The following is a 12,312-nucleotide window of genomic DNA, read 5'->3' as shown; positions in this document are numbered from 1 at the left end:
ATACTACACCATTAAATATTCAAAGAAAATCCTTTTTTACTAGGATTTCTGCAAAAAAGTATTAGATTATAATAAGGAATTGTAAACTAAAATTAATATATGAGGCAACTAAAGATTACCAAACAAATTACGAACAGGGATACCAAATCATTGGAAAAGTATTTTCAAGAGATTTCCAAAATCGATTTGATAACTGCGGAAGAAGAAGTAGAACTGGCCAAAAGAATTCGTGAAGGTGATCAAGCTGCACTTAATAAACTAGTAAATGCCAATCTGCGTTTTGTGGTGTCCACTGCCAAACAATACCAAGGAAGTGGCTTACGACTTTCCGACTTGATCAACGAAGGGAACATAGGTTTGGTGAAAGCCGCCAAACGTTTCGATGAAACAAGGGGATTTAAATTCATCTCCTATGCGGTTTGGTGGATCAGACAGTCCATTCTACAGGCCATTTCACAAAACTCCCGTATGATACGGTTACCCCTCAATAAAATCGGTGAAATAAGTAAAATAAAGAAGGTCGTTTCATCTTTGGAACAAACGCACCAAAGAACTCCAAGCGCGGTGGAAATAGCAAACGAACTTGATATGACTTCCGCCAAGGTTAAACTGGCCATGAAAAATTCAGGAAAACACCTGTCCATGGATGCGCCTTTTAAGGATGGTGAATCTTCCAACCTTTACAATGTCATAGAATCAAAGAACGCTTCGAGTCCCGATGATCAAATGATAAAGGATTCCCTAAGCGCCGATATTAACCAAGCATTAAAAACCCTCCCAGACCGTGAGAGCGAAATTATACGACTTTATTATGGTCTTGGACAACGGACTCCAAAAAGTCTAGGTGAGATAGGCGAACTATTTGGTATTACCAGGGAACGTGCGCGGCAAATTAGGGAAAAAGCCATACGGATGCTGAGAAGACGTTCGCACAATCACGTATTACAAGCCTATTTGTAGAGGGCAGCGAATACCATTTAAAAAAGCCAACCTTAAGGTTGGCTTTTCTGTTTTTGATTATAATGGTATTTCCTTTTAGGACAACTCTTCAGCTACCATTTGGTCTTTTGTAATACCGAGTGCTTCCAAATCTTTTTGTACGGACTTCATCATGGGTGGTGGTCCACAGAGATAAAATTTGGCGTCTTTGTCCGTAATGTGTTCTTTTAGAAACTGGGTGTCCATAAAACCGTGTGGATACTTACTGCTATGCTCCTCGGAAAGTATATTGATAAAATCCTTGCCCAGCCATTTTTCAAATTCCGCTTCCATTATAATATCCCTTTCGCGCTTATTGGCGAACAACAGTCGATTTCCTTCCAACTGATTCTGTTGGGCCAAATGCCTAAAGATGGCGATAAAGGGGGTAACCCCTGCCCCACCGGCCAAAAATACGCCGGGACCTTGGTAGGATATCGCACCCCAAACATCTTCCAACAGCAAATGGTCGCCTTGTTCCAGCGTTTGTAACATATCGGTTACGCCCTTGTGGTCGGGATACACTTTTATGGTAAACTCCAAAAAGCCATCGTCGGGAAGCCCCGTAAAGGTAAACGGGCGTTTTTTTTCCCGCCAGCCTTCCTTATCCAGCGCAACTTCGGTAGCCTGACCTGGCTCAAAATCATAGTCGGCCGGTCGTTGGGTCCGGATTTGAAGTACGTTATGGGTTATAAAACCTATTTCTTGAATTTTTACTTTATGTGGCATGTAGTGTTTTTAATCGTTAAAAATGTATTCTATTCTTTTTTAGGGTGTCCGCCCTTAAAAAGCTGTGTTACCTTTTAAACTCCAGCACCCTTCTCCATTCAGCGGATGCCCAGCACTACTTTTTTAAAGTGACTTTTAGTTGAATATCCGCCTTTAGCAATTTTGAAATGGGGCATACCTCTTTGGCCTTGTGTGCTATTTGCTGAAATTGCTCGGCATCTATCTCGGGAATATCACCCTCCAAATCCAAATTGATTGTGGTCACCTCTCCATCTTCAAAGGTTACGGTGGCAGCAGTATCCAAACTTTCTGGGGTAAATCCTTCCTCACCCAATAAAAAGCTTAACTGCATCGCAAAACAGCCGGCATGTGCCGCCCCTACCAATTCTTCGGGGTTCGTACCTTTTTTCCCATCCTCAAAGCGAGTGTGGAACGAATACGGTGTTTTGTCCAATACGCCACTGGCTGTATTTAATGTTCCTTTTCCTTCTTTGCCCGATCCTTTCCACTGGGCATGTGCGTTTCTTGTAAATTTCATGTGTTATCTTTTTAATTTTATTAAAATCTATTTATGCTTCTTGTTTGGTGTTGGCCATAGGATAATCGGTATATCCTTCTTTTCCAGGAGTGTAGAACGTATCCTTGTCCCAATCGGCCAATTCAAGACCTTTCTCAAAGCGCTCCACCAAGTCCGGGTTGGAGATGTATGGTTTCCCGAAGGCCACCAAATCTGCATTTCCTGAGGCAATGACCTCGTTTCCGGAATCTTGGTCAAATCCTCCATTGATCATTAGCGTACCATTGTACAAGGGTCTAAAATGTTTGGCTATTTCCGTTACCGCGTAGGGTATATCGGAAACGTCCGTAAATGGCTCGGATAAATGGATGTACGCCAGATTATAGTCATTCAATTTTTTGATGATGTATTCAAATGTGGGAATGGTGTCTTCATCCATGGTCATTCCAAACACCCCATTTAATGAAGGGTTGAATCGAGCTCCGATTTTTTCCTCTGGAATAACTTCCTTGACCGCGTCCAATACTTCAAAAAAGAACCGCGCTTTATTTTCATGGCTTCCACCATATTCATCGGTCCTTTTATTGGATGTGCCATTAAAAAATTGATGGAAGAGATAGCCGTTGGAGGAGTGGATTTCCACCCCATCAAACCCTGCTTCTACCGCATTTTTGGCTGCATTCTTAAAATCTTCCACCGTGGTTTTAATATCTTCTTTGGTCATTTCCTTTGGGGTTACGGTATCTTTAAAACCATCGGGGGTGTACGATTGCTCATTTGGATTTATCGCTGATGGCGCCAAAGGCAATTCCCCATCATGGAAATCCGGATGTGACATTCTACCGACATGCCATAACTGGATAAAGATTTTACCGCCTTTGTCGTGAACCCGTTTGGTCACCTTTTTCCAGCCTTCCATTTGGGCTTTGGTATGTATCCCGGGGGTGTTTACATATCCTACCGCACGTTCGGATACCTGGGAACCTTCGGTGATGATTAAACCCGCGGAAGCACGCTGTTCATAATATAGCCCTTGGAGTTCGTCGGTTGGCTTATTTTCGTCGTTAACAGCCCTGCTTCGGGTCATTGGTGCCATTACGACACGGTTTTTTAAGCTAATGTTATTGTTGTAAGGAGTAAGTAAGTTTTGCATATGTCTCATTTATTTATCAGAAATATACAATGATGTAAGGCCAAAATGATTGACTTAGATCAATTAGGTTTTTTTTAACGCTCCCAATTTTCTTCGGGCACGGCTAAGGCCTTCTGCGGAAACCCCCAAGTAATTGGCTATTTGATAGTTGGGGACACGGTCCTCGATATTTGGATAACTTTCGCAGAATTCCAAATACCGTTCTTTAACGCTTTTTCCCAAGGAGGATAGGATACGTTTACGGAGCGAAATGAAAGCACTGGTGACCAATAACCTAAAATAACGTTCGAATATGGGAGCCTGCTGAAACAGCGTCTGTAAATCATCGTGGTTGATGGCCAACAAAGTTGAATCTTCCAAGGCTTCAATGTATAATTTGGAGGGCACCCCATTGTAAAATGCGTCAAAATCGCCGAGCCACCAGTTCTCTATGGCAAATTGAACTATATTTTTGTTGCCCTTCTTGTCCAAATAATAAGCGCTTAAACAGCCCTCTACCACAAAATACTCATGTTTTACATAGGTATTCGGACGTAATAAAAATTTGCCTTTGGCTACAGCGACTTCCCTAAGTTTAGAAGTGAACAAAAGCAAATCTTCAGGTCTTGCGACCACCTGGTTCTTCACGTGCTCAATTAGCGGTTCATGGGTCATAAAACTATAAAAAGGTTAATTGGGGGTATATTCATATTGTTGTGTTCAAGAAAAAGAAGGAAGCATGTGCAAGAACAGGAACACTATTCTTTAATAAAGACCATACAGTGCTGCCATGGTAGATCATCATCATTCCGTTCCAAGTTCAAACCAGCTGCATTCATTTCCTTGACAGCTTGTGCCTCGGATTTAATAACCCGCGGCTTGACCATCCTTTCTTGATTCTGATGCACCTGTATACACTCGGTTCTCCAAATCAACACCTATAGCTTGGTAGCCACCGAACATCCCCACGCCAAAGCCAATACGATGGCCTTTTTTACGCAATTCCCTAAGCGTTTCGGGTGCAAAACCAGTTTCGAGATATAAGGTACCCCCATTGGTCATTTTGGACCCTGTAGGTTGCGAACTGCCGCGGTGTCGCATTCTTGGTGCATCCCCGGCTTCTTGCAAGTTCATTCCAAAATCAACAATGTTCACCACAATCTGCGCATGCCCCTGCGGCTGCACTGCTCCACCCATAAGACCAAAACTCACCCACGGTTTACCTTCCTTGGTCATAAATGCAGGAATGATAGTATGAAATGGGCGTTTACCGGGTTCCAGTGCATTGGCATGGTCCCTATCTTGAACATTGAACATTTGCCCACGATTTTGAAGTACAAAGCCCAATCCATCGGGCACCATACCGGATGCAAACTCGGAATAGATACTTTGTATAAACGAAACCATATTGCCGTCTTTATCGGCTACGGTCAGGTAGGTTGTATTTCCTGTTTCTATTTCCATATCACCGGCAGGATAGGTATCAGCCGCTTTGTCGGGACTCATAAGGTTTCTTCGTTGTGAAGCATATTCCTTTGATAAGAGTGTTTCCAAAGGAATTTTGTTGAATTCGGGGTCAGCATAAAATTTGGCCCTGTCTTCATAGGCCAACTTTTTGGCTTCTGTGAGCACATGTAGATATTCGGCACTACCAAAACCCATTTCGCCGATATCAAAGCCTTCAAGAATATTCAGCATCTGCAGCGCTGCGGTACCTTGTCCGTTGGGTGGAAGTTCCCAAACGTCGTAACCCCGATAGTTCACGGAAACCGGCGTTACCCAATTGGAGGTGTGACTGGCCAAGTCCTCATAACTTAAAAACCCGTCATGTTTTTTCATATAGCTATCAATGGTCTTCGCAATGGAACCTTTATAAAAGGCATCACGACCCCCTTGGGCAATTTGTTTATACGTGTTGGCCAAATCCTGGTTTACAAATACCTCTCCTTTCACCGGAGGTCTTCCAGAAGGCATATAGGTTTGGGCGAAACCCGGTTGATCTTTTAGTCCTTCGTAACTGGACGCCATTTCATAGGCAATAACCTCGGATACCGGAAATCCATTATTTCCATAATCTATGGCTGGTTGCAAAATGTCTTCCATGGATAACCGTCCAAATTTCTCATGCAATTTGAACCAGCCATCTACACAGCCTGGAACCGATACCGGTAATGGACCATAAAGAGGAACATATTTCATCCCTTTTTCCATAAAATAATCAATGGATAAGGATTTCGGCGCCCTGCCACTACCGTTTAAACCATATAATTTCTGTTCTTCGGCCGACCAAACTATAGCAAATACATCGCCACCAATACCACAACTTGCCGGTTCTACAAGTCCTAGTACGGCATTGGCCGCTATGGCAGCATCAATTGCGCTCCCTCCTTTTTTTAAGATATCCAAAGCAACTTGGGTGGCCAAGGGTTGGCTTGTTGCGGCCATCCCGTTCTGTGCCAAAATTTCAGAGCGTGTGGTAAAGGTTTCCCCTGTCAATCGGTCTTGTGCATTAACCATGCTTCCCAATAGGACCATGGCAATGAAGGAAGATAAAATTTTCATTTTCAACTTTTTAAAAGGTAGTTCCGATTTGAATCGAAGTGATTCAAAATCATTGGATTAGTTCAATTGTTGGTTTATTCCTTTAAATATAAGGATAGTAGACCCAAATTATGGGGGCTATTCTAAAAAAGTTGGTATTGAAATTAGCGAACCGATATTTTAATTACTTGCGGATAGGTCGGCGCTTTTGTTTCCAATCAATAACATTTGACCACAAAAAAACCACCCAAAGGGTGGCTTTTCTACTCTTGTATAAAAGAGAATATGTTAAAAAGGTATGCTTATAGTATTTCCACCACTTCTAGGTCGAATACCAAATCTTGTCCGGCCAAAGGATGGTTGGCATCAATGATAATGTCTTCCTCCTCTACCTTAGCTACCCTAAATTGTTGTTCTTGACCAGCAGCATTGGCTCCAACCAAGCCCATTCCAACTTCCGGTGTAAGGTCTTCCGGCAATTGTGACTTGGATATCTTTTGAAAAAGCGCCTCGTTAACCTCTCCATACGCATCTTTTTTGTCGATGGTGATGGTTTTCTTTTCATTAACGGCCATATCAATAAGTCCTTTTTCAAAACCAGGTATCAACTGACCTTCGCCCAATTTTATTTCTAACGGATCTCTTTGCAATGAGCTGTCAAAAACCTGCCCATTGGTCAATTTACCCGTGTAATGAACTTTTACAGTGTCATTTTCTTTTACTTTACTCATAATGTTTGTTTACAGTTTTAAAATCAAAACGTTGCAAATATATGAGGTATAAAATGGTTAAACGAAAGAGTTGGCCCTTGCTTTCTGAAAAATGGGTTTTTAAACAAATATTTAACGGTATAAGCCCATCTATTTTTCAATCATCAAATTTTCTGCGTATCGTAATCCCGAGGCGATCAGATTTTTACGGTTTTTGGCTTTTTCTTCGAAAGAATCCAGGATACTTCTATCCAACTTTCTGCCCATTATAAAAACCGTGGATGGATGTTGCAATGTAGAAAGGTCCGATAAGGGATTACGGTCAACCAGTATGAAATTTGCGACCTTCCCTCCTTCAATAGTTCCCATCTTATTCATAATCGAATGTGTTTGGGCAGCATTTACGGTAGCCGTTTTCAGTACTTCGTAATTGGACAGTCCGGCTTCTTTATAAAACTCCAATTCTTTATGAATGGAAAACCCAGGGGCTGTAACACCGATACCGGCATCGGTGCCGCAAATGATCCTCACATCGGCTTCATGCAGTTTTTTTATGATGTACAAATGAAAATCATGTTGATCCTTAATCCGTTCCGTTACCGAAGCGTCTTCCAGTTTGCTATTGTGCCATCTATCAAACTGCGCCTTGCTATCCTCCTTTCTGATCATTGGATTCATATAATCCAATGCCTCGGATTCCAAGATATTATCGTCTATCAACATCTGATAGATATTATGGTAAACAACCAATGTTGGGCAATGGGCACTGTGTTTTGCTCCCGCATATAGATCGATCACTTCCTTTAGTTTAACCGTATCCAAGGTATAATTCAGTGGTTGTTGAATAAACTCTTCCGTATGTTCTATGGACTTAATCTGAGGGTCAAAATGATAGGAATACGGTACTTTTTGCGAAGGATGGGCAACAACATCCACATCCGATATCTTCGCTTGTTCAAGGACAGCTTCGAATATGTCCGGGGTCAACCCGTAATAGGTTTTAATAAAATCATAACCTCGCTCCTTATAGGAAACCAGTTTGTCCTTTGCCTCTTCTGGAGTTGTCAAATTCAAGTTATCATCACCTATAAACTCAGGCCCGGTAAGTTTTGGGCCGGAAGTAAAGAACAAGGGAGAAACAATTTCATTGGTATTCACATCTTCCTTTATCCGCAAGTGCATGGGCATTCCCCACACATTTCGAACAGCGGTAACTCCATTGGAAAGGTAAAGTCCCAATTCGTATCTGTCCCAAACATGGACATGCATATCAATTAAGCCAGGCATTAGATAGCTGTTTTTAGCATCAATAACATCTACGCCCTCAATAGCGATATTAGCTGCAACCTCCTCAATAACCCCATCTTTGATGTACACCATTTGATCTTTTAGAACAGTGTCGTTAGTCATCGGGATAACATTCGCATGCGTGATCAGATAAGTGTTGACATTCCCATCGGACAGATTGTCAATTTTCAAATAACTCGTTTTTTGGGAATCGACCCCAATAATGATAAGAACGGCGATGATCAGAAGACCAACAAGAGCAAAAACAATTCTTAAAATCCTTTTTAATAGTTTCATTAAATAAAAAATTGACTTTTCAACAACCTATCTGACGCTTTGATTTCAAATCTGTTACGCTATTCCGAGTTATTTTCTTCAGTTAACCTTCCCTCCAATGTTTTCAAGGTTTATTCACCAAGACTTTTTTTGCAGTCACCATCTTTTGCTTTCCTTTTAAACCGAACAGGGGCCGTAAAAACCAAACCCTACGGATTAGGAGCTCATAAATAAGATAACACATGGCAAAAGTGAAAACAATTATTCCCAACAATTGAATCCATGGGTCAATCTTTAAAGGCAAGATCAACAAAGCTCCAAAATACATGACAAACATGTGGATGATGTATACGGGATAGGCAGCCTGGCTCAAATAACCCAATATTCGGTGCGGCTTGTTAAGATAGCGATATCCAAGTCCGAACACGCCAAAAATCCAGTAATTGGACTCCAAAGCCATAAGATAACCCGGTGCTTCCAATTGGAATTCAAGATAACGCACCACATATAATGCCAGGGCAAGTACCAAATAGCCCCAACGCCATTTTTTAACGGTGTCCCAAAAATGTTGACCGCTGTAAACCAATAGATAACCAAAAAAGAAAGCCAATCCTCCTAAAAAGAAGCCGTGCCAGGTTTCCGCATACAAGGAATATATCTGTGGCTTTACCCAAATGGCTTCCAACATAAAAACAAGGGACACCAACAATGGGCCAAAGGGATTGGACATCAGCTTGTTCAAAATTTGTTTGAACTTCCCTCCCTCCCTATGTTTTAACAAATAAAAAATGGGCAAAAACAACAACACGTAGATAAAAATGTTCCCCAGAAACCACAAGTGTCCCATGTGTGGATAATACCCTAATGGCAGGGAATAGAATTTTTGAAATATGAACATGTGCAAGGGTGCAATGGCCACGATTCCAAATAACAATGGCAACAATATCCGTCTGGACCGTTCCCCGATCAATTGCTTCCAGTTCCGTTTGCGCATGGCAAAATAAAGTCCCATGCCCGATACAAAGAACAAGATCGGGATACGCCACACATTGAGCATGGTCATCGGTATCCATAAATTCTCCAAAGGTTGTTCACTTTTTACAAAGCCTATAAACATGGCCCAAGGCTGAAAAATAATCGCAATATGATACATTAAGAGCAAGGCGATGGTGATGACCCTCAACCAATCAATATCGTGTCTACGTGCGGTTTTCATGACTGTTGTTTTTTGTTTGATTACTGTAGCATTATCGCAATGGTTGGGCGTGCCTTTTCCACCTCGGCTAAATCGAGTTGTAGTCCAATCGGAGCCAATTGCTGCTGCATCATTTTATAAATAGGTTTCATATCCTCAAAAGAACCCATAACGGTCTCTCTTGGAGTCGCGCCAAAATTGTTTCTTGCCGACTTATCGGCACCAGCATCCATCAACATTTGAACGGCCTCAACCCTACCAAAAAAAGCAGCCACATGGAGAGCAGTGGCACCATCGTTGTTTTTGATGGTCAAGTCTGCATCGGCATCGACCAATGCTTGGGCAATATCCCTTTTATCAAAAGTAATGGCCGTAATCAATGGGGTAGACCCACTCAGTGCATCCTTCTCGTCAATATCGGTTCCTGCCGCAATATGCTGTTTAACCGCATCCAAGTTTCCAGCGACCACGGCAGCAGAAAGGGCCATGTCTGGCGCTTTAACTTCTGTTTGGGCTGTTGATGCTCTATCGGACCCTGACTTTTTTTGTCCACAAGCGGATAAGCTTAGTGTTACAATAAGGAGTGCGTAGATTACATTTTTCATTGAATTGTTTTTAAAATTTTTCATGACTTTTCGTTTTAAGTATTGAACAATAAATTTTACACTACAAAGGTTCTCCAAAACACGATGCAGCACTAATCACCTATGCTGCGTTGTATATAAGTCCTGCGCAGTCCATGAAAATTATGGTGCAGCGATATAAATTATGCGGCAAAACCTGCATTTTTGCCCTGAAAAGGAATCACTTATATTTGTTATGTCCATGCAGCTATCAATCTGCAAACCACCATGCTAGACAAACCGAAAGGGCAGAAATTTACCGACGAGGCCAAAGCCATTGTTCTACAACATCTTAGCGATGAACACTTTGGCGTATCGGAACTGGCCAATGCCATGAACATGAGCCGCTCCAGTCTGCTACGTAAATGCAAAAAACATACAGCATTGTCTGCCAGTCAGTTTATTCGGCAAATACGGTTGGAGGAAGCCATGGAATTGCTCAATGATTCCGACCTTACCGTCTCGGAAGTGTCTTATCAGGTAGGTTTTGGCAGTACCTCCTATTTTATCAAATGTTTCCGGGAACATTACGGTTATCCTCCCGGTGAAGTTGGCAAACAGGGCATGGAAGAAAAAAAAGAGCTTGTATCGCCTTCTTTTCTAAAAAGGTATAGATGGGCTTTTGTAGCCTTGGCCATTTTAATCGGTGGTGGTATCGCATATATCCTAATGCCCTCCTACCCTCGTACTGCGGATATAGTGGAAAAAACAAGTTTGGAAAGGTCCATTGCCGTACTTCCATTTAAAAATGAGAGCAGTGATACAACAAACTTATATTTTGTAAATGGATTGATGGAAGCTTCTTTGGGCAACCTTCAAAAAATTGAAGATTTGCGGGTAATCAGTCGGACATCGGTGGAAAAGTATCGAAATTCCGATCAGAACATAAGTGATATTGCTTCAGAATTGAATGTAAATTATATTGTGGAAGGTAGTGGTCAGAAAGTGGGCGACCAAGTAATGCTCAACATCCAATTGATAGATGCAGTTACCGATACCCGAATCTGGGGAGAACAATATACCCATGAGTTAGTAGATATTTTTGCCGTGCAAAATGAGGTGGCCAAGAAAATTGCCGACGCCATCAAGGCAAAGGTGACTCCATCCGAATTGGAACAAATTGACAAAAAGCCTACCGAAAATATCGCTGCCTACGATTATTATCTACAGGCATTGGAGCCATTTAACCGCGGAACTGCTGAAGGACTCGAAGAAGCGATTCCATTGTTCAAGAAAGCCTTGGAAGAAGACCCGGGTTTTGCATTGGTCTACGCAGATTTGGCCATAGCCTATTATTATCTTGATATCTACAAAAAGGAAAAACAGTATACGGAAACCATCAATAACTATGCGGACAAGGCGCTCTTGCACGACTCCAAATTAACAGAAAGTTTGATAGCAAAAGCCTTGTATTATATGCACATCGGGGATTATAGGTTAGCAGTCCCGCATTTGGAAAAAGCTTTGGAATACAACCCCAATTCTTCGGCGGTAGTGAATATGTTGTCCTCCCTTTATGCAAATAGCCTGCCCAATACCGGAAAGTATTTGGAATATGCCCTAAAGGGCATTCAATTGGATGTTGCTGATAACGATACGGCCGAGAGCTATATATATCTGCATCTGAGCAATGCCTTGATACAGTCTGGATTTACAGACGAGGCTTTAGAATATATCGACAAATCCCTTGAACTATTTCCCCAAAACCCTTATGCACCATACCTTAAGTCTTATATACTATATGCAAAGAACAGAGACATCAAGCAAACCTTAAATGACCTTAAACGAGAACTGCAGAAAGATACTTCTCGATTGGATCTTTTACAAGAAGTGGCCAAACTACATTATTTTCAAAAGGAGTATGATAGCGCATATCATTACTACAAACCTTTTCATGATATAAGAGAACAAAGAGGGTTAACTATTTACCCACAAGAGGATATTAAAATCGGGGTCACCTATGAGAAAATGGGATTCCAAGAAGAAGCCGATAAATTGTTGAAATCCTATACCCAGTATTGTGAGAACGACCAATCCATTTATCAACCAGCAAGTATGGCCGTAAAATATGCCTACGAAGGAAAAACGGACCAAGCCATTGAACAATTGGAGGCATTTGCCACCAAGAACCATTTTCAATATTGGATCCTTTTGTTTATGGGACTGGACCCCAATCTTCAAAAACTTGAGACTAACCCAAAATACGAAGCGGTTATGCAAAAAATAGAGGATCGATTTTGGGAGAACCATGATCGGCTCAAGGAAATCCTGCAAGAGAAAGAGTTGCTTTGAACCTAGTTTTTTTTCAACAACCAAAACCTCCC

At 41.7% G+C, this 12,312-nt stretch carries 11 protein-coding genes; 2 read left to right on the top strand and 9 right to left on the bottom strand.

The genetic code is table 11. The features are described from left to right. Positions 1-99: 99 nt before the first annotated feature. Entirely contained in the window at positions 100-960 is an 861-nt protein-coding gene (locus tag J0X13_RS05025) for a sigma-70 family RNA polymerase sigma factor (RefSeq protein ID WP_207070348.1), read from the top strand. A 75-nt stretch (positions 961-1,035) separates the two neighbouring features. On the opposite strand, the gene J0X13_RS05020 is transcribed toward J0X13_RS05025, so the two are convergent. The 9 genes from J0X13_RS05020 to J0X13_RS04980 all read right to left on the bottom strand — a co-directional run bounded on the left by J0X13_RS05020 (position 1,036) and on the right by J0X13_RS04980 (position 9,994). Next, the gene (locus J0X13_RS05020) at positions 1,036-1,707 is read right to left on the bottom strand and encodes a ferredoxin reductase domain-containing protein (RefSeq protein ID WP_207070347.1); all 672 of its coding nucleotides are present in this window, start codon (positions 1,705-1,707) and stop codon (positions 1,036-1,038) included. Positions 1,708-1,822: 115 nt separating this feature from the next. Then, entirely contained in the window at positions 1,823-2,245 is a 423-nt protein-coding gene (locus tag J0X13_RS05015) for an OsmC family protein (protein ID WP_207070346.1), read from the bottom strand. Between the two features lie 31 nt (positions 2,246-2,276). Then, a complete protein-coding gene (locus tag J0X13_RS05010) occupies positions 2,277-3,377 on the bottom strand; it encodes an alkene reductase (RefSeq protein ID WP_390821833.1) in 1,101 nt (366 codons plus the stop codon). Between the two features lie 63 nt (positions 3,378-3,440). Beyond that, on the bottom strand, positions 3,441-4,031 hold the full coding sequence (locus J0X13_RS05005) for a Crp/Fnr family transcriptional regulator (protein ID WP_207070344.1): 591 nt from the start codon (positions 4,029-4,031) through the stop codon (positions 3,441-3,443). Positions 4,032-4,220: 189 nt separating this feature from the next. Further along, on the bottom strand, positions 4,221-5,918 hold the full coding sequence (ggt, locus tag J0X13_RS05000) for a gamma-glutamyltransferase (RefSeq protein WP_207070343.1): 1,698 nt from the start codon (positions 5,916-5,918) through the stop codon (positions 4,221-4,223). A gap of 281 nt (positions 5,919-6,199) precedes the next feature. Beyond that, complete coding sequence (locus J0X13_RS04995) at positions 6,200-6,628, bottom strand: FKBP-type peptidyl-prolyl cis-trans isomerase (protein ID WP_207070342.1); 429 nt, start codon at positions 6,626-6,628, stop codon at positions 6,200-6,202. Positions 6,629-6,757: 129 nt separating this feature from the next. Continuing rightward, the gene (locus J0X13_RS04990; RefSeq protein ID WP_207070341.1) at positions 6,758-8,191 is read right to left on the bottom strand and encodes an amidohydrolase family protein; all 1,434 of its coding nucleotides are present in this window, start codon (positions 8,189-8,191) and stop codon (positions 6,758-6,760) included. A gap of 103 nt (positions 8,192-8,294) precedes the next feature. After that, complete coding sequence (locus J0X13_RS04985) at positions 8,295-9,386, bottom strand: acyltransferase family protein (RefSeq protein WP_207070340.1); 1,092 nt, start codon at positions 9,384-9,386, stop codon at positions 8,295-8,297. A gap of 20 nt (positions 9,387-9,406) precedes the next feature. Beyond that, entirely contained in the window at positions 9,407-9,994 is a 588-nt protein-coding gene (locus J0X13_RS04980; RefSeq protein WP_207070339.1) for an ankyrin repeat domain-containing protein, read from the bottom strand. 222 nt (positions 9,995-10,216) lie between these two features. Here J0X13_RS04980 and J0X13_RS04975 point away from each other — a divergent pair, with 222 nt between their 5' ends. Next, positions 10,217-12,280, top strand: a complete 2,064-nt coding sequence (locus J0X13_RS04975; protein WP_207070338.1) for a helix-turn-helix domain-containing protein — start codon at positions 10,217-10,219, stop codon at positions 12,278-12,280. Positions 12,281-12,312: the final 32 nt, after the last annotated feature.

Origin of the sequence: [Muricauda] lutisoli (nom. illeg.), assembly GCF_017313105.1 — a bacterium.
Lineage (GTDB): Bacteria > Bacteroidota > Bacteroidia > Flavobacteriales > Flavobacteriaceae > Flagellimonas > Flagellimonas lutisoli.
The sequence above is the reverse complement of the archived record's forward strand: the minus strand, read 5'-3'. Positions and strand labels throughout refer to the sequence as shown.